This is a genomic window from Hyunsoonleella sp. 2307UL5-6, assembly GCF_047345485.1.
In the GTDB taxonomy this organism is placed as follows: Bacteria; Bacteroidota; Bacteroidia; order Flavobacteriales; family Flavobacteriaceae; genus Jejuia.
In genome coordinates this window covers 140,305-158,292 of sequence record NZ_JBLFEN010000001.1, presented here as the reverse complement: position 1 = coordinate 158,292, position 17,988 = coordinate 140,305, and the positions used below count along the sequence as shown (strand labels likewise).

22 protein-coding genes are annotated in these 17,988 nt (G+C 30.3%); 10 read left to right on the top strand and 12 right to left on the bottom strand.

Going from position 1 to position 17,988, the window contains the following annotated elements; all coding sequences use genetic code 11:
• Positions 1 to 8: 8 nt before the first annotated feature.
• From ACKGJY_RS00745 to ACKGJY_RS00720, 6 genes are all read right to left on the bottom strand, one after another.
• On the bottom strand, positions 9 to 896 hold the full coding sequence (locus ACKGJY_RS00745; protein ID WP_413971931.1) for a DUF4835 family protein: 888 nt from the start codon (positions 894 to 896) through the stop codon (positions 9 to 11).
• The gene (gene coaBC, locus ACKGJY_RS00740; protein WP_413971930.1) at positions 889 to 2,100 is read right to left on the bottom strand and encodes a bifunctional phosphopantothenoylcysteine decarboxylase/phosphopantothenate--cysteine ligase CoaBC; all 1,212 of its coding nucleotides are present in this window, start codon (positions 2,098 to 2,100) and stop codon (positions 889 to 891) included. The genes ACKGJY_RS00745 and coaBC overlap by 8 nt, the downstream gene beginning before the upstream one ends.
• Positions 2,101 to 2,110: 10 nt before the next feature.
• Positions 2,111 to 2,434, bottom strand: a complete 324-nt coding sequence (locus ACKGJY_RS00735) for a DNA-directed RNA polymerase subunit omega (protein WP_413972455.1) — start codon at positions 2,432 to 2,434, stop codon at positions 2,111 to 2,113.
• A gap of 7 nt (positions 2,435 to 2,441) precedes the next feature.
• A complete protein-coding gene (locus tag ACKGJY_RS00730) occupies positions 2,442 to 3,269 on the bottom strand; it encodes an outer membrane protein assembly factor BamD (protein ID WP_413971929.1) in 828 nt (275 codons plus the stop codon).
• A gap of 305 nt (positions 3,270 to 3,574) precedes the next feature.
• Entirely contained in the window at positions 3,575 to 4,453 is an 879-nt protein-coding gene (dapA, locus tag ACKGJY_RS00725) for a 4-hydroxy-tetrahydrodipicolinate synthase (protein ID WP_413971928.1), read from the bottom strand.
• A gap of 1 nt (position 4,454) precedes the next feature.
• A complete protein-coding gene (locus ACKGJY_RS00720) occupies positions 4,455 to 4,973 on the bottom strand; it encodes a DUF6913 domain-containing protein (RefSeq protein WP_413971927.1) in 519 nt (172 codons plus the stop codon).
• A gap of 108 nt (positions 4,974 to 5,081) precedes the next feature.
• Here ACKGJY_RS00720 and ACKGJY_RS00715 point away from each other — a divergent pair, with 108 nt between their 5' ends.
• The 3 genes from ACKGJY_RS00715 to ACKGJY_RS00705 all read left to right on the top strand — a co-directional run bounded on the left by ACKGJY_RS00715 (position 5,082) and on the right by ACKGJY_RS00705 (position 7,174).
• Positions 5,082 to 5,801, top strand: coding sequence for a 5'-nucleotidase C-terminal domain-containing protein (locus tag ACKGJY_RS00715; RefSeq protein ID WP_413971926.1), 720 nt, complete (start codon positions 5,082 to 5,084; stop codon positions 5,799 to 5,801).
• Positions 5,802 to 5,805: 4 nt separating this feature from the next.
• Positions 5,806 to 6,726 carry a metallophosphatase gene (locus tag ACKGJY_RS00710; protein WP_413971925.1) on the top strand — a complete coding sequence of 307 codons (921 nt, stop codon included), beginning with the start codon at positions 5,806 to 5,808 and terminating at the stop codon, positions 6,724 to 6,726.
• Positions 6,727 to 6,793: 67 nt separating this feature from the next.
• Positions 6,794 to 7,174 (top strand): DoxX family protein, encoded by a 381-nt coding sequence (locus ACKGJY_RS00705; RefSeq protein ID WP_413971924.1) that lies wholly within the window; start codon positions 6,794 to 6,796, stop codon positions 7,172 to 7,174.
• Between the two features lie 2 nt (positions 7,175 to 7,176).
• Here ACKGJY_RS00705 and ACKGJY_RS00700 read toward each other — a convergent pair whose 3' ends face one another.
• From ACKGJY_RS00700 to ACKGJY_RS00685, 4 genes are all read right to left on the bottom strand, one after another.
• Positions 7,177 to 7,695 (bottom strand): hypothetical protein, encoded by a 519-nt coding sequence (locus ACKGJY_RS00700; RefSeq protein WP_413971923.1) that lies wholly within the window; start codon positions 7,693 to 7,695, stop codon positions 7,177 to 7,179.
• Positions 7,696 to 8,004: 309 nt separating this feature from the next.
• Positions 8,005 to 10,005, bottom strand: coding sequence for an NAD-dependent DNA ligase LigA (gene ligA / locus ACKGJY_RS00695; RefSeq protein ID WP_413971922.1), 2,001 nt, complete (start codon positions 10,003 to 10,005; stop codon positions 8,005 to 8,007).
• Entirely contained in the window at positions 10,005 to 10,850 is an 846-nt protein-coding gene (gene prmC, locus ACKGJY_RS00690; protein WP_413971921.1) for a peptide chain release factor N(5)-glutamine methyltransferase, read from the bottom strand. The genes ligA and prmC overlap by 1 nt, the downstream gene beginning before the upstream one ends.
• Complete coding sequence (locus tag ACKGJY_RS00685) at positions 10,847 to 11,338, bottom strand: GNAT family N-acetyltransferase (protein WP_413971920.1); 492 nt, start codon at positions 11,336 to 11,338, stop codon at positions 10,847 to 10,849. Before ACKGJY_RS00685 ends, prmC begins: the two co-directional genes overlap by 4 nt.
• Before the next feature lie 105 nt (positions 11,339 to 11,443).
• Here ACKGJY_RS00685 and ACKGJY_RS00680 point away from each other — a divergent pair, with 105 nt between their 5' ends.
• The 4 genes from ACKGJY_RS00680 to ACKGJY_RS00665 are packed head-to-tail and all read left to right on the top strand — an operon-like array spanning position 11,444 to position 14,071.
• Complete coding sequence (locus tag ACKGJY_RS00680) at positions 11,444 to 11,845, top strand: LEA type 2 family protein (RefSeq protein ID WP_413971919.1); 402 nt, start codon at positions 11,444 to 11,446, stop codon at positions 11,843 to 11,845.
• Between the two features lie 2 nt (positions 11,846 to 11,847).
• Positions 11,848 to 12,852, top strand: coding sequence for a bifunctional diaminohydroxyphosphoribosylaminopyrimidine deaminase/5-amino-6-(5-phosphoribosylamino)uracil reductase RibD (gene ribD / locus ACKGJY_RS00675; RefSeq protein WP_413971918.1), 1,005 nt, complete (start codon positions 11,848 to 11,850; stop codon positions 12,850 to 12,852).
• Complete coding sequence (locus ACKGJY_RS00670; RefSeq protein WP_413971917.1) at positions 12,845 to 13,456, top strand: HAD family hydrolase; 612 nt, start codon at positions 12,845 to 12,847, stop codon at positions 13,454 to 13,456. Before ribD ends, ACKGJY_RS00670 begins: the two co-directional genes overlap by 8 nt.
• Before the next feature lie 3 nt (positions 13,457 to 13,459).
• Positions 13,460 to 14,071 carry an IMPACT family protein gene (locus tag ACKGJY_RS00665; protein WP_413971916.1) on the top strand — a complete coding sequence of 204 codons (612 nt, stop codon included), beginning with the start codon at positions 13,460 to 13,462 and terminating at the stop codon, positions 14,069 to 14,071.
• On the opposite strand, the gene ACKGJY_RS00660 is transcribed toward ACKGJY_RS00665, so the two are convergent.
• On the bottom strand, positions 14,068 to 14,463 hold the full coding sequence (locus tag ACKGJY_RS00660) for an acyl-CoA thioesterase (RefSeq protein WP_413971915.1): 396 nt from the start codon (positions 14,461 to 14,463) through the stop codon (positions 14,068 to 14,070). The genes ACKGJY_RS00665 and ACKGJY_RS00660 overlap by 4 nt on opposite strands.
• A gap of 192 nt (positions 14,464 to 14,655) precedes the next feature.
• Between ACKGJY_RS00660 and dnaA the strand changes: the two genes are divergently transcribed.
• Genes dnaA through ACKGJY_RS00645 form a run of 3 tightly spaced genes read left to right on the top strand, consistent with a single transcriptional unit; the run spans position 14,656 to position 17,307 of the window.
• Positions 14,656 to 16,083 carry a chromosomal replication initiator protein DnaA gene (gene dnaA / locus ACKGJY_RS00655; RefSeq protein ID WP_413971914.1) on the top strand — a complete coding sequence of 476 codons (1,428 nt, stop codon included), beginning with the start codon at positions 14,656 to 14,658 and terminating at the stop codon, positions 16,081 to 16,083.
• A gap of 12 nt (positions 16,084 to 16,095) precedes the next feature.
• Positions 16,096 to 16,563, top strand: a complete 468-nt coding sequence (locus ACKGJY_RS00650; protein WP_413971913.1) for a low molecular weight protein-tyrosine-phosphatase — start codon at positions 16,096 to 16,098, stop codon at positions 16,561 to 16,563.
• A 27-nt stretch (positions 16,564 to 16,590) separates the two neighbouring features.
• The gene (locus ACKGJY_RS00645) at positions 16,591 to 17,307 is read left to right on the top strand and encodes an SAM-dependent methyltransferase (RefSeq protein ID WP_413971912.1); all 717 of its coding nucleotides are present in this window, start codon (positions 16,591 to 16,593) and stop codon (positions 17,305 to 17,307) included.
• Positions 17,308 to 17,320: 13 nt separating this feature from the next.
• On the opposite strand, the gene ACKGJY_RS00640 is transcribed toward ACKGJY_RS00645, so the two are convergent.
• Positions 17,321 to 17,986, bottom strand: coding sequence for a peptidoglycan-binding protein LysM (locus ACKGJY_RS00640; RefSeq protein ID WP_413971911.1), 666 nt, complete (start codon positions 17,984 to 17,986; stop codon positions 17,321 to 17,323).
• Positions 17,987 to 17,988 lie beyond the last annotated feature (2 nt).

The following is a 17,988-nucleotide window of genomic DNA, read 5'->3' as shown; positions in this document are numbered from 1 at the left end:
TGCTTTAATTAAAAAGTAATGTTCTGCCATTTAGCAGAATGAATTGGCGCTACTTTTATTAGTATATCTTTAAGGTCTGCAATTTTAATTTGAGGACCATCAGTAAAAATTTGTTCAATTTCATCAACTTTAGCATCAAAAAATGTTCTAAGTAGAAAAGAATTTGGTCGTCTACTATTCATAGCTTTAAACTTAGATAAGCTTGAAGCTATCTGCTGTTTCCCACTTTTTAAGTCATTACTCATTTCATCTAAACCTAATCTATGATACTCGTAAATTACATTTCTAAACTCTTTAAATGTAGTAGATAAAGCATTATCAATTAAAATAAATCTGGTTTGTAAACCATCTTCTAATTTCCAACCTCTAAAGTTTTCTTGTTGAGAATAATTTAATATAGTTTGCGCTTGCTTATAATAATCTTCACCTCCATTTTGCTCATAAGAGTCTGCGTCTAAGGCTAAAGCCATATGTATATGAAATGCTAATACTGAAATTAAATTTGAGGTGTATTGAGTTGGATTATAAATTAAATTTTGAAACTCTGTATATCTAAATGAAAAATCTTTATCGTTAAAATTATAAATGGGCGAGCTGTATGAAGAGCCATATATAGGGCGTGATGATTGCACCTGAATTGTAGCATTAAAAAACTCTCCACTATATTCTGAAACTATGATATTCATACTACAGTTAACAAGCTCTTGAGGTTGAAAAGTTCTATCGGTCCATTTAGTATTATTAATAAGTTCTGTAAGTTGTTTTTCTAAGGTTTTAAATATTTGCAGGTTCTCGTTACCAGTTTGTTGTGCATTAACAACAACAGTACAGTTAAGCTCTTGAGCAAAACTCAATAAGCTATAACTACAAAGTAAAATGATTAAAAATTTACGCATGGGTTTGTTTTACAATTTCATTTAATAAATCTTCCGCTACTTCAGCTTTAGATTTTAATTGAAACTCTGTTACAGTACTTTTATTATCTATAAACGTTACTTTATTAGTATCGCCTTTAAAACCTGCACCTTTATCTTGTAACGAATTTAAAACAATTAAATTTAAGTTTTTCTTTTTTAATTTCCCAATGGCATTTTCTAATTCGTTATGCGTTTCTAAAGCAAACCCAACTAAAAACTGATTTTTCTTAGTTTCTCCTATTGATGCTAATATGTCTTTTGTTCGTTTTAGCTCTAATTTTAAAGTATCGGATGTTTTTTTGATTTTTTTTGCTGAAACCTCTTTTGGTGTGAAATCTGCTACTGCTGCAGACAAAATTGCGATAGCAACAGTATCAAAATACTTATGTACTTGTTGGTACATGTCTTCTGCACTAGTTACAGGTACTACATTTATAAGGCTATGTGATATCTTTTGATGAGTTGGTCCAGTTATTAAGATAACCTCCGCACCTAAATTTGCAGATGCTTTTGCGATTTCAAAACCCATTTTACCACTAGAATGATTTCCTATAAAGCGTACAGGATCTATAGCTTCATAGGTTGGTCCTGCGGTTATTAAAACTTTTTTGCCTTTTAATGGCAACTTACCTAAAATATCATTTTCTAAAAAAGTAATAATATCTTCAGGTTCTGCCATTCTGCCTTCTCCTACTAAGCCACTTGCTAACTCTCCACTAGTTGCAGGAATCATAACATTGCCAAAGGATTGTAATTTATCAAATGAAGCTTTTGTGGAGTTATGCTTATACATATCTAAATCCATTGCTGGTGCAAAATACACAGGGCATTTGGCCGATAAATATGTGGCTAACAACAGATTATCTGAAGACCCATTAGCCATTTTAGACATTGTATTTGCAGTAGCTGGTGCTATTACGAAAATATCAGCCCAAAGTCCTAAATCTACATGGTTATTCCATACCGCATCAGTATCATCTTCATTAGTAAAAGAAGAAAGTACTGGGTTTTTAGAAAGTGTTGAAAGTGTAAGAGGTGTTATAAAATCTTTTGAAGCTGGCGTCATCACGACTTTAACCTGTGCTCCAGATTTTATAAATAAGCGCACTAATGCCGCAGTTTTATAAGCGGCAATACCTGCAGTAATGCCTAACAGAACGTTTTTGCCGCTTAGTATACTCATATTTAAATTACTAAACGTCTTCTTCAGTATGTCTAAAATAAATTTTATCGGTAAGCCATTCTTGAACAGCTAAAGCGTGAGGTTTTGGTAATTTTTCATAAAATTTAGAGACCTCAATTTGTTCTTTATTTTCAAAGATTTCTTCTAAACTATCATTGTAAGTTGCAAACTCTTCCAATTTATCGATAAGTTCCTTTTTAATCTCTGTGTTAATTTGTTCAGCTCTTCTCGATATAATAGATATAGCTTCGTAGATATTCTCTGTTGGTTCATCTACTTGATTTCTATCATAAGTTACCGTATTTACGGGAGCAGTGGTCTTTTTTAAATCCATCATTTTATTAACTTTTAACGCTATATGTTTCTAATTCTTTATTTATTGTTTCAAACATGTCTTCTGCATCTGCAATATACTTAGAATTTGCATATGCCTTCTTAAAGACATCAAAATATTCTTTTGCTTGTAATAATCTTACTTTTTTTAATTTAACAATACCAGCGTTAGTTCTCTTTAATTCCACACTATTTATGGCTAATTTGTAAGCAGCATCTAGCCTAAAAAATAATGCGTCTTCACGTAATGCAGATCCTGGAAATTCATAAATAAAATTATCGAATGATTTTATGGATGCTTTATAATCTGAAATATGATCGTATTGCTTTGCTATTTCAAACGCCTTTTTCTCTAATTTATAATCAAGCTCTTTAATAAGCTTATTAGTTTCACTTAAATACTGAGAGTTAGGATATAAATTGATGAAATCTTGTAGCTTACCAATAGCATCTCTTGTCTCTTTTTGATCTTTAGAATATCTGGGCGATAACATGTAATAACTCTTAGCACTCAAAAACGCAGCCTCTTCTTTTTTCTCACTTTTTGGATAACTAGCTACAAATCTTTCAAATTGATAACCAGACACGTAATAATCTTTCATTTCAAAAAAAGATTTAGAATACAAATACATCAACTTTTGAGCCTGAGGTTTCCCTTTATATTTAGGTACAATTTGTGCAAACAATCTGTTTGCTTTTTCATATTTACCTTGCTGAAATAAGGAATCACCAACTTTAAATTTAAGAGCGATGTCTTCGGATTTTAAAACTTTTTGATATTCGCTACATGATGTTAAAGCGCAAGCAAATAATAGTATGGCAAAAAGGTGTTTCATGTATTTTTTTGAATTGTGTTTATCACCAAATACTATTTTAATTATGTAGGTTTTAAACAAGGTGCAAAACTACATTTATTTAACGTAATTTAAAAATAATATTTTATAGCTAAAATAAATCTTCAAATACAGTAGCCATAAGGTTTAAGTTATATTTAACTTTTTATAAATTTTATGTTGTAAAAAGTATATGATCTAATGTCGCTTGCCCATTTAAATTATAATAATAGGTTTCAAAAATTTAAAATTGATTTTTAATTTTATTTAGTATGAAGAATTTCAGGTTTTTTATTTTTTTGCCCGATTTAAAATGCCTTTATAAAATCTGATATTTTAGATTTTAATGCTTCAGAAGCAGTTACTAATGGTAAGCGCACAGCAGAAGAACATAAATTTAAAGCCTCAAAAACTGCTTTTATACCAGCTGGATTATTTTCTTCAAAAATATAATCTATTCCATCCATTAAACGGTAATGAAATTTATAGGCTTGTTTAGCATCTCCTTTTAGGCCTAAGCGTATCATTTTTGAAAATTCCTTTGGGAATGCTTGCCCTATAACAGAAATAACGCCAGAGCCACCAGCAAGTGTAACCCCCAAAGCTAAATCATCATCACCTGATATTACCAAAAAATCTTCTGGTTTGTTTTTTAATAATTGCAAATATTGGTAAGTACTATTTCCTGCTTCTTTAACGCCAACTATATTCTCAAATTCATTAGCTAAACGAATAATAGTATCTGGTTCTATATTTTTTGAAGTTCGCCCTGGCACGTTATATAATATGATGTCTATTGGGCATACGGCTGATATAGCCTTAAAATGCTGATAAACACCTTCTTGTGTAGGCTTAGTGTAATAAGGAGAAACTGAAAGTATAGCATCTATAGCACTTAAATCTGTGTTTTTTATTTCCTCTATAACCAGTGCTGTATTACTCCCACCAATACCCAAAACTAAAGGCACACGCCCGTTATTTATTTCAACAATAGCTTCGGTAATAGCCTTTTTTTCTTGTTTGGTAATAGTAACACTTTCGGCTGTTGTACCAGATATAACCAAATACTCTACACCATTTTTTATATTAAATTCCACTATCTTTTTAAGTGCATCATAGTCTACACTTAAATCACTTTTAAAAGGCGTTACTAAAGCCACTCCTGTTCCAAGAAACTTATTATTCATTTTAAATTTTATTTAATACTGTTAAATATTTTACAACTTCTTCAGCAAACACATCAATCTCCTTCATACCTGTTTTTATAATTAAATCGTTTAGTCTGATGTCGCTTTGCAAAATTCCGATTTTAAATTGAGATTTAGATAATGCTGTTAATAATTTTAGTTCTAAATGTTCTTTTGTATAATAACTGACTAAAACATCAAAAGATTCGTTTAAAAACCGTTGTAATTCTACATTTTTAACTTCGCCACCCCAACCCAAATCTTTTGGGTTAAAACAGGCGTCCCAAGAATTGCCATGGCTTTTAACATCAGTAGTAAAAGCTATTACCTTAATTTTATTGGTATGTATTTTTAAACGAGAGGCCAATACATTAAATGCATTAAAATCTTCAATCTCATCAAAATTCAAAAGAACACCTAAGCTTTTAATTTTACTATCATCAACATTTACCTTACGTTTAGATAACAATTTATTCAAATACTTTTTATTCGATTTTTCCCTAAAAGCTTTTAAAATCATTTAAATTTACACTTTGCGCAAAGGTAGCAAAAGTACATTCAAAATTTAATCATTTTTAATATGGTAAATTCTACCACTTACAAACTAGGTTTAATTGTATTTATCTTTATGATATGCATAAGCTGTAAAACAAAGAAACTTAATTTAAATAAAATTGAAGCTCAACGTTTAGATATTAATACACAACTAACACCAAGTGCTGATATTGAAGCATTTATAGCACCTTATAAAAACCGTATTGAAAGTGATTTAGATAGTGTTTTAGCCTATGCGGTTGATACATATTCTAAAAACGATGGTGAATTAAATACTGCCATTGGAAATTTAATGGCAGATATTATTTTAAGCGAGGGCAACCCAATATTTAATAAAAGAACAGGTAAAAATATTGATGTAGTAATTTTAAACCATGGAGGTATTAGAGCAGAAATACATAAAGGCCCTTTAAGTGCTAGAACTGCTTACAGCGTTATGCCTTTTGAAAATTCAATTGTTGTTGTGGCTTTAAAGGGTAGTGAAATAAAACGTATAGTATCGTTTTTAGCAGATGCAAAACGTGCGCATCCTTTTTCAGGATTAAAAATTATACTTGATACCGATTACAAGCTTATAAAAGCTTTAGTTAATAATACACCTATTAATGATGACCTTATCTATTATGTTGCTACTAGCGATTATTTATACAATCGAGGTGATGATATGACGTTTTTTCAACCTAACGAAAGTGTTTATGACTTGGATTACAAGATAAGGAACGCCATGATTGATTATTTTAAAAAAACTGATACTATTAACCCTGTGATTGATAATAGGTTTATAATACAATAGAAAGATGAAAAGAAGAGATTTTATTCAAAAAGTATCTGTTGGAACAACTGCATTAGCTGCTATTGGTAGTTTTGGTTTACAGTCTTTCGCCTTAAAACCAACAACCACAAAAATAACTATACTGCATACTAATGATGTACATAGCCATATTGATACATTTGGTGCAGATGAGGGTAGAAATGCAAATAAAGGAGGCGTGGCACGACGCGCATCATTAATTGAAGCTATTAGATATCAAAATAAAAATACCCTTTTATTAGATGCTGGCGATATTTTTCAAGGCACACCCTACTTTAATTATTATGGAGGTGAATTAGAACTTAAACTAATGAGTAAATTAAAATATGACTTAGCTACCATTGGTAATCATGATTTTGATAATGGCATAAATGGATTATACAGCCAATTACCACATGCTAATTTTGGATTTGTATCTGCAAATTATGATTTTTCTAATACAGTAATGGATACACATGTAAAACCATATCGTATTTTTATAAAAGACGGTATTAAAATTGGAGTTTTTGGATTAGGTATAGCACTTAATGGGTTGGTTGAAAAAAAACTATATAAGGAAACTAAATATCTTGACCCTCTTGAAATTACACAAGACATGACAAGGATTTTAAAGCAAGACGAAAAATGCGATTTAATAATATGTTTATCGCATTTAGGGTATAACTATAGAAATAATCCTGATAAAATATGTGATGTAAAACTTGCTGAAAAAACAAAGGATATTGATTTAATAATTGGTGGACACACGCATACGTTTTTATCTAAACCTACCATTTTAAAAAATAGTGAAGATAGAAATGTACTAGTAAATCAAGTGGGATGTTATGGGCTATATCTTGGCCAAATTGATTTTTATTTTGACGTAAACAAGAGTATAACAGCAAACGGAACTTCTATAGTTGTATAACCTTTTTTTTTAAGTCTGATAAGTTTAATGTTTAATTGCGTCTAAAATGTTATCAAACCTCAATAACATGAAAAAATATTTGCCTTTAGCATTGCGAATTATTGTAGCTTTAATTTTGATACAAACTTTGAGATTTAAATTTTTAGCACACCCAGATAGTGTTTATATTTTTGAAACTGTAGGGTTAGAACCTTATGGTAGAATAGGCATTGGCATTTTAGAACTTATAGCGGGTATTTTATTACTTATTAAAAAGACTGCGTGGGCTGGCGCATTACTAACTATTGGTATTATTGGTGGCGCTATAATAATGCACCTAACTCAATTAGGAATAGATATTAAAGGCGATGGTGGTTTACTATTTGGTATGGCAGTAATAACATTTATACTCTCTGCAATTATTGCATATATATACAGAAAAGATATTCCATTTTTAAGTAAAGCATAAGGCTATTTATTAACAACAAAATTTCCATTAGTATTTACAAAACTTAATAATTTGGACTGCTGATAAATAAAGTAAAAAGCAATAACGGCAAATGTAGTTCCAATAAAATTAAGCAAAATATTATCTACGTAAACATAAATATTTGCTATTAAAAATACTTCTGAAAAAACTATAAATAGAGTTCCTAAAAATAGGTATAACGCTTTTTTGTTGTCTCTATAAAAATAGTTGAGTAATGCTAAAGAAAGTAGAACTAGCACCACAAAATTATAAATTAATTCCAAAAAATAATCACTTGGAATAACCAAATGAGGGCTTATTACGGAATGTAATGTATATAATAAATAGGTGTTTAAAGCAATTAAAACTACTGAATATACTTTAAAATGCTTTAAAACAGTAGAGAATTTAAGATGACCAATAATCTTAATAATTAAAAATACGTATGCCAATATATACAATCCATTAGTAAAATAATACTCAAAATCGTAAAATTTTTGTGAAACAAAACGTTCTGACACAATGCTTAAAACAAAAGAAGATACATCTGCTAGAGAATAAAATATTAAAAATAATAATAAAAATTTATTTTTTTGCTTAGCGCATAATACGTACAAGAGCAAAACAAGCAAAACTATACAGGAATTGAAGGTGTTTGACAAAAATTGTTCACCACTAAACGCAAAAACGGCATACAAAACATAACATAAAAGAGTTAGTCCTTTAAGAACTTTTGATTTGTACATAAAAATAATTACGTGTTTATCATACAAATATACATAAAATTTACACTTAATCGTTTAAAAATGCATTTAATCAATAAATAATATTTATAATTTTAATTTTAGTAAGAAATCACTTTCGTTAATTAATGAAATACCTAGCGCTTCTGCTTTCTCTTTTTTACTTGGTCCCATTTTATCACCAGCAACAACTAAACTGGTTTTTGAAGAGATTGAGCTACTCACCTTACCACCATTATTTTCAATGAGTTTTTTTAGTTCTGTTCTGGAAACATGCTCAAATACACCCGAAACAACGATAGATTGCCCTTTTAATATATCTGTTTGCCCTTCTAACTCTTCATCTGTTATACTTAATTGTACACCATATTCTTTCAATCTATCTATAATTACTAGATTTTCTTCAGATGAGAAGAAAAGTGTTACACTCTCTGCAATTTTTACACCAATTTCATCAACTTGTTCTAAATCTTCTTGAGATGCTTTTATTAAGTTATCAATAGATTTATAGTGTTTTGCAAGTTTTTTTGCAACAGTTTCACCTACATAACGAATCCCAATAGCATATAAAACTCTTTCAAAAGGAATAGCTGTAGAAGCTTTTATACCGTTAACTAAATTCACAGCACTTTTTTCAGCCATCCGTTCTAATGGAATAACTTGGCTTTTTGTTAATTCATATAAATCAGAATAATTAGAAATTAAACCTTCATTTACCAAAAGTGCTACCGTTTCTCCACCTAAACCTTCAATATCCATGGCTTTTCTAGAAATATAATGTTGTATACGCCCAATAATTTGTGGATTACAACCATTATAATTAGGGCAATAATGCTTAGCATCACCCTCTGTTCTTACTAAAACCGTATTACACTCTGGACATTCTGAAATATACTTTGTAGGCTCTGAATCTAAGGGTCTTTGAGATACGTCTACACCTATAATTTTAGGAATAATTTCTCCTCCTTTTTCAACAAAAACCACATCGCGTTCTCTTATATCTAACTTTGCTATTTGATCTGCATTATGAATAGAAGCGCGTTTTACAGTTGTGCCTGCCAACTCCACAGGTTCTAAATTAGCCACTGGCGTTATGGCTCCTGTACGTCCTACTTGATATGTAATTTCATTTAATAAAGTAGAGACTTGTTCTGCTTTAAACTTATAGGCCATTGCCCAACGCGGTGCTTTTGCTGTATAGCCTAACTCTTCTTGTTGTTGTAAATTATTTACCTTTATTACAATACCATCTGTTTCATAGGGCAGTTCGTGGCGTTTGGTATCCCAATAGTTTACAAACTCTAATACATCGTCTACAGATTTTGCTAGTACAGCAACTTCTGGCACTTTAAAACCCCAAGACCTTGCCTTTTCTAAACTTTCAAATTGTGTTGTAACGCCTAAATTAGTGCCTGTTAAATTATATAATAAACATTCTAATGGGCGTTTAGCTACCTCACTACTATCTTGTAATTTTAAACTCCCCGATGCAGTATTTCTTGGATTTCGATAAGGTTCTTCGCCGTTGGCAATTCTAACTTCATTCATTTTATTAAATCCTTCAAAAGGCAATACAATTTCACCACGAATTTCAAATACTTCTGGATAGTCACCCTTTAATTTTAGTGGTACAGACTTAATGGTTTTTACATTAGCAGTTACATTATCACCTTGAAAACCGTCTCCCCTAGTTACTGCTCGTTTAAGGTTTCCATTTTCATATGTTAAGCTTATAGAAGCACCATCATACTTAAGTTCGCAAGTATATTCTACAGGGCCATCAACCATTTTTTTAATACGCTTTTCCCAATCTAAAAGATCGTCTTTAGAATACGAATTATCTAAAGAATACATTCTAAAATTATGTTTAACAGTCTCAAAATTTTTGGTAATCTCTCCTCCTACGCGTTGTGTTGGTGAATTTGCGTCAAAAAATTCTGGATGCTTCTCTTCAAGTTCTTGAAGCGTTTTTAGCTTAGTATCAAAATCGTAATCTGATATTGTAGGGGTATCTAATACATAATAATTGTAATTATGCGCTCTTAGCTCGTTTCTTAAATTTGTTATAGTTTGTTTAATGCTATCCATTATATTTTTTTGCCTTTCACCATTCTATCTTTTCCAAAGATATCCTGTTTTAATTCAATAGTTTTAAAATGAGTTGAAATCATCATATTTACAGTTTCTTCACCAAGAAACTCATTAATTTCAAAATATAAGTGTCCGCTTTCTAGTAGCGCCGTTTTACAAAATTGCACTATTGCTTTATAAAATTGTAGCGGATTACCATCTGCTACAAAAAGTGCAATATGGGGTTCATTCGCCAGTACATTTGGCTTCATTAATTGTTTTTCTAGTTCTCGTACGTATGGCGGATTAGAAACAATAATATCAAATTTTAGAGCTGTATCAAAAGTATCGGATAAAATATTGTGATTTATAAAATTTACTTTAGCTTTATGTAACACTGCATTCATTTTTGCAACATCTAGCGCTTTAGTGCTTACATCTAAAGCATGTATTTCAGCATTTTTTAAATGTTTTGCTAATGAGATAGCTATACATCCACTGCCTGTACCAATATCTAAAATTTTTAGTGGTTTATGTTTATCTACACTATCTATAATCCAAGATACTAACTCTTCTGTTTCTGGTCGTGGAATCAACACATTTTTATTCACTTTAAATGGCAAACCAAAAAACTCAGTTTCTCCAATAATATATTGTATGGGTTTATCTGCTTTAAGCTGCATTAGCGCTTCAAATAGCGCTTTAGTATCTTCTATATCAATATCAGGTTGCATTGCTACGTCAATACGTTTTTTATCATATAAGTAATCCGTAAGGAGAAAAAAGAATGTATCAATTTCTGCTACGTCGTATTTTACATTTAACGTTTCCCGAAATGTATATTGTACTTCTTTTAGCTTCATAATTCTTTAATCATCCAAATACCACACGAAAAATGCCCTGTATTTCCTAAAGGGCCTTCCAAATGTTTAAATCCAAAACTTTCATAAATATGTATTGCAGTTTTCAATTGCGGTGCCGATTCTAAATAACACTTTTCATATCCCAATTTTTTAGCAGCTTTCAAACAAGTATCAAACAATAATTTACCATAACCTTTTCCACGAATTTTAGAAGAAAAATACATTTTTTGTAATTCGCATATATTACCTTCAAAATCGTTGAGTGGCTTAATACCTGCACCTCCTAATACTTCACCATTTCTATCAACTATATAATAAATGTCGTTTGTGTTTTGGTAAGCCTCAAACATCGCTTTAGTTTCAGGGTCTGTATACGCAGTGCCTTCTAAAGGAATTTTAAACTCATGGAAACACTCACGAATTACAGCCTCTAATGCACTATTATCTTGCAACTTAATTTCTCGAATAACTGTAGTATCTTTATCCATTTAAATAAATATATTTTTAAAGTGAAGATACAGCAATTCTTAAAAAAGGTAATCACACATGTTTTATTATTATTAACAATATTAACTTCTTTTTTTAACTGTAAAGTGAATGAAAAACCACTTTTTATAAATGTTGAAAATATTAAAGTAGTAGAGTCTAATTCTAAAAACATAATACTATCAGCAAGCGCACTTTTTATGAACCCTAATGATATTGGTGGTGCCTTACAAACCGATGAAATTAAAATTTATGTGAATGATAATGAAGTAGGTTATGTATCAACAGAGCGTTTTGAAGTACCAGCTAAAAAAGAATTTACTATTCCGCTAAAAGCAACTATACCAATTGATAGCATAATTAGTAACAAAAATATAGGAGGACTTATTGGAAGTTTATTTAGTAAAAAAATTAAAGTGCAATACAAAGGCGATATCATTTATAAAACTTTAGGATTTTCATACAGATATGATGTTGATGAAACCGAAGATGTAAAATTTAAGTTGTAACTGTGACTCGTCAAGAATTTTATATAAAACGCTGTTTAGAAATAGCTAAAAATGGTTTAGGCGTAACAAGACCAAACCCCATGGTTGGTTGTATTATTGTTGTAAATAACAAAATTATTAGCGAAGGTTATACAAGTGCCTATGGTGGTAACCACGCAGAAGTTAATGCTATAAATAAAGTGACCGATAAGTCCATTTTAAAACAAGCCACATTATATGTAACCCTAGAACCCTGTTCGCATTATGGAAAAACACCACCTTGTAGCGATTTAATTATTAAAAATAATATCCCAAATGTTGTTATAGGATGCATTGACGATAACGAACAGGTAGCTGGTAAGGGTATAAAAAGACTGATTAATGCTGGTATTAATGTAACTGTTGGTGTTTTAGAGAATAAATGTAAATTACATCACAAACGCTTTTTTACTTTTCACAATAAACAACGTCCATATATTATATTAAAATGGGCCCAAACACAAGACGGATTTATTGCACCAAAAACTAAAAACAAAAAAGCGCCCGTTTGGATTACAACTACTTATTCTAGACAAATAGTACATAAATGGCGTGCAGAAGAACAAGCTATTTTAGTAGGTAAAAATACTGTTTTAGAAGACAACCCTAGTTTAACAGTGAGAGATTGGACTGGTACAAACCCTATTAGAATTGTTATTGACAAATTAAATACATTACCCAAAAAATTAGAGGTTTTTAATAACAAAAGTGAAACTTTAATTATCGATAATCACAGTATAGATTTTAGCAAACCAATAGCCATACAGACCTGTTCTATTTTATTTAAAAAACAAATAACATCAATAATTATTGAAGGAGGAGCAAAAACATTACAAACGTTTATTAATGAAAATCTATGGGATGAAGCGAGAGTATTTACTGGAAATTCTAATTTCAATGAAGGTATAACAGCACCCACTTTTAAAGGCAGATTAAAGTTAGAAAAAAACATCATAAATGACACTTTAAAAATCTATACGAATGATTGACACTATTATTTTTGATTTTGGTAATGTTTTTATCAATCTAAATATAGAAAAGGCATACGATTACGCTTTAAAAATATTTAAAATTAAAGAGATTACTAAAGCTATTATTGCTACTAATGACGCTTACGAAATTGGCGCAATTTCAACAGATGATTTTATTAAGTTTTATACCGATAAATTTCCACACTTAACCAAATTCCAATTGATTGACTTATGGAATATAATCCTTAAAGATTTTCCAGAATATCGTTTAAATTTTTTAAAAGCTTTAAAAGCACAAAATAAATATAAGCTGATTTTACTAAGTAATACAAACGCGCTACACATTGATTGGATTAAAGCTAATATTACTTTTTATGAAGATTTTAAAAATTGTTTTGATGCATTCTATCTTTCTCATGAAATACACTTAAGAAAACCGAATACTGATATTTTTGAGTTTGTGTTAAACACTCATAATCTAAACCCTAAAAACTGTTTGTTTATTGATGATAATGCAGATAATATTGAAACAGCAAAACATTTAAATATTAATACATGGCATATTACACCTTATAAAGAAGATGTTGTAAATTTATTTTCTACCAAAAAAGAGTTATTTTAAAATTTGGAAACTACTAACGACATATATAAAACCATAATAAACCCAGTAGAGAATAGTCTATTCAAAGAAAAAAGCAGTAAGTTTTTAGGATATGCGTACCATGTTACTAATGAAGAACACATTAAAACATATTTAGAACATGTAAAAAAAGAGCATCATTCTGCAAGACACTGGTGCTACGCATACCAAATTGGTGCCGAAACCACTACCTTTAGAGTTAATGATGATGGCGAGCCAAACAATTCAGCTGGAATGCCTATTTATGGACAAATACAAGCCTTTGAAGTTACCAATATTCTTGTAATAGTTGTGCGTTATTTTGGAGGTATAAAACTTGGTGTTGGTGGGTTAATACAAGCGTACAAAACAACTGCAAAACAAACTTTAGAAAGTTGTAAAATAATTGAAAAAACTATAAATACTAAGTTTTTAATTTTATTTGAATACAAAAACATGAATAAAGTAATGCGTATTGTAAAAGAAAAACAACTTAAAATTATTAATCAGCAATTAGAATTAAGTTGTGCTATCAGCATTTTAGTTAGAAAAAGTATAGCAGAAAATATCTATGAGACTTTTAAAAACATCTATGGTGTTAGCATAAAAAAACTCTAACCAATTGCATCTAAAATATATTCGGGTGCACGAGTTGGCCTGTTAGTTTTCATATCAACAAAAACTAAAGTTGTACTTGCAGTTGTTAAAACTTCTCCATTTTCATTAGTAATTTCATACTCAAATTCAATCTTTGCTGTGGGTTTGTTTTTTAGTTGAGTTTTTACATTAATTAGGTCGTCATAACCTGCTGGTTTTTTATAATTTACATGTAAAGAAACTACAGGTAACATAATACCGTCCGCCTCCATTTTTTTGTAAGAAACACCTAGCTTTCTCAACCACTCAATTCGTCCCATTTCTAGATATAATGCATAGTTACCATGGTATACCACCCCCATTTGGTCTGTTTCACCATACCTCACTCTAATTTGTATTTCATCGATTTTCATAACTTTATATCAATATTTTTTTGTAGATTCGGCTAGAGCTTAAACATGAGGAAAAAATTCTAGAAATTCAATACAAATTCATTTTTTTTTTTAGAATTTTGTTCACATATTTGCCACAGAATAAAAGGGGGATTTAAAGAGACACTTCTCTTTAAAACATATACTAACTATAAAACCAAACATTTTAACTAAATGGCTACAACTGCGCAATCGGTTTGGAACAACTGTCTTAACTTTATAGAGGATAATATCCAACCGCAAGCTTACAAAACATGGTTTGAGCCTATAATTGCAGTAAAGCTTCAAGAAAATGCCTTGAGTATTCAAGTGCCTAGTAAGTTTTTTTACGAGTGGCTTGAAGAGCATTATGTTAAAATTTTAAAAGTTGCTTTAACAAAAGAGTTAGGTGAAACTGCCAAACTGGTTTACATTATTAAAATGGAAAACACTTATGGCAACAAACAACCTTTTACTGAAAAAATACCAAGTTCTAATAGATCACCAGTAAAATCTCAAGAAGTAGACATTCCTTTAAACAATAAAAGCCCTGAGTTAAAAAATCCTTTTGTTATACCAGGAATTAGAAATGTAAAAATTGAGTCGCAATTAAACCCAAATTATAGTTTCGAGAACTTTTTAGAAGGCGATTCTAACAGATTAGCTAGAAGCGCAGGATTAGCTGTTGCTGCAAAACCTGGTGGTACATCATTTAATCCTTTATTAATTTTTGGTGGTGTAGGCTTAGGTAAAACACATTTAGCACATGCAATTGGGGTTGATATAAAAGACAAGTATCCTGAAAAAACAGTGCTTTATATTTCTGCTGAAAAATTCACACAACAGTATATAGATTCTGTTAAAAAGAATAACAGAAACGATTTTATACATTTTTATCAAATTATTGATGTATTAATTATTGATGATGTGCAATTTTTATCAGGTAAATCTGGAACTCAAGATGTATTTTTTCATATTTTTAATCATTTACATCAAAATGGAAAACAGGTAGTTTTAACTAGTGATAAAGCACCTGTTGATATGCAAGATATAGAGCAACGTTTATTATCTCGATTTAAGTGGGGTTTATCAGCTGAATTACAACATCCTGATTTTGAAACTAGAGTATCTATATTAAAAAATAAACTATACCGTGATGGTGTTGAAATGCCTGATGATATTGTAGATTATGTTGCTAAGCATATAAAAACAAACGTTAGGGAATTAGAAGGTGCCATTATTTCTTTAATTGCGCAATCATCTTTCAATAGAAAAGAAATTACGATAGATCTTGCAAAACAAATTGTTGAAAAATTTGTTAAGAATACAAAACGAGAAGTTTCTATTGATTATATACAAAAAGTTGTATCCGACTATTTTCAAATGGATGTAGATACACTGCAATCTAAAACACGTAAACGACACATTGTACAGGCAAGACAGTTAGCTATGTTTTTTGCAAAAAAAATGACAAAAGCTTCTCTAGCCAGCATTGGGTCTCAAATAGGTAAACGTGATCATGCTACTGTGCTTCACGCGTGTAAAACTGTGGACAACCTATCCTCTACTGATAAACAATTTAGAAAATACGTAGAAGATATTTCTAAAAAACTCTCAGTATAAATTCAATTTCGAATGACTAGAATTTTAATGGTATGCTTGGGCAATATTTGCCGATCACCATTAGCCGAGGGTATCTTAAAATCAAAACTTCCTAAAGATAAATTTATTATAGATTCTGCTGGTACTGCTGCTTATCATATTGATAGTAAACCAGATGTTCGTTCTATCGCTGTAGCCAAAAAATATGGCATAGATATTACTGATATACGAGGGCGACAATTTAGTAGAAATGATTTTAATGACTTTGATTTGATTTTTGCAATGGATGAATCAAATTATCATAACATTTTAAAAATTGCTAAAACAGAAGACGAAAAATCAAAAGTAAAACTCATTCTGAACGAGATGACTCCCAATGAAAATTTAAGTGTTCCAGATCCTTATTATGGCGGAAACGCAGGGTTTGAAAATGTGTATAAATTGTTAGATCAGTCATGCAATAATATAGTATCCAAACTAAATTCAAAAACTTATAGTTAAATTACCTATATTTTTTATATTTATTAAATGATGAATAATAAAGGTAAATTATACTTAATACCAACTACTTTAGGTGACAATGCGCCTCATGAAGTATTACCTATGTCGGTAAAAAAAGTGATAGAAGACGTTTCAGTATTTATAGTTGAAAACGAAAAATCTGCACGTAGGTTCATTAAAAAAATTAGTCCGAATAAATCACAACCATCGTTAGAAATATTTATTGTCAATAAATTTACACAACCTATAGAACTTCCAGAGTTTATAGATCCATGCTTAAAAGGAAAAGACGTTGGTTTACTATCTGAAGCTGGTTGCCCTGGGGTTGCAGACCCTGGAGCAGATGTTGTTAAATTAGCTCATGATAAAGATATACAAGTAGTACCGCTTGTTGGGCCTTCATCAATATTAATGGCAATTATGAGTTCTGGTTTAAACGGACAAAGCTTTACTTTTAATGGGTATTTACCAATTGATAAGAATGATAGAAAAAAAGAAATAAAACGTTTAGAACGTGTATCGTTTGATCAAAACCAATCTCAAATATTTATAGAAACACCATACAGAAATAATAAAATGCTAGAGGATATTTGTAATACCGTAACCCCGAATACTTCTGTTTGCGTTGCATGTGATATTACGTTGCCGTCTGAATTTATTAAAACGTTACCTGCAAAATTTTGGAGCAAAAAAAAAGTAGATCTCCATAAGAGACCTACTATATTTATTATTCATAAAAGTTAAATGCTAAAAAAACTTATAGTGTATTAACTTTTGCTTTCTTATTGGGTTTTAAAAAAGAAGTATCATATCCGGAAAATCGCTTCATGTAATTAGAAATTGTTGTACCATAACCATCAGCAAAATTATCTAAGCCATAACTTCTTAAATATTTTTTTACGCTACCTGCACCAGCTAAATGTGCTGCAGCTAAAATTCCAGATTCTGTAACTAAAACGCCATTAACTCGCTTTCCAACAAATCTATTAATATCTCTTCTTAAAATCCACTTGTTACGCTGCGCATTAGCAATAAAAGCTTTTTCTTGAAGTTTTGGGTTGTCTAAGAACATTTTTACATTTCTTACACCGATAAGTTTTAAAGTTTCTTTACCAAACTGATATTTACCTAAATAACCGTATGTATTAATGGTTGCATAATTACCTCCAGACTCTTTGAAAGCAATTGCTTCTTTAAAACCTACAAATGATTTTCCTAAAAACGGAGAAAAACATTTGTAATCATCGTTTGATACATCTATACCTTCAATAATACTTGAATTAGGACTTACCGTATAGTTATATACTAAACCGTTAGTGGAATACTTACTTAAGTCTACCGTCTCTTTATTAAAAAACGAAACTTGTATTAGTACACATATTGTAAGAACTACTACTAGATAACTTGCAATATTTTTAACCATAA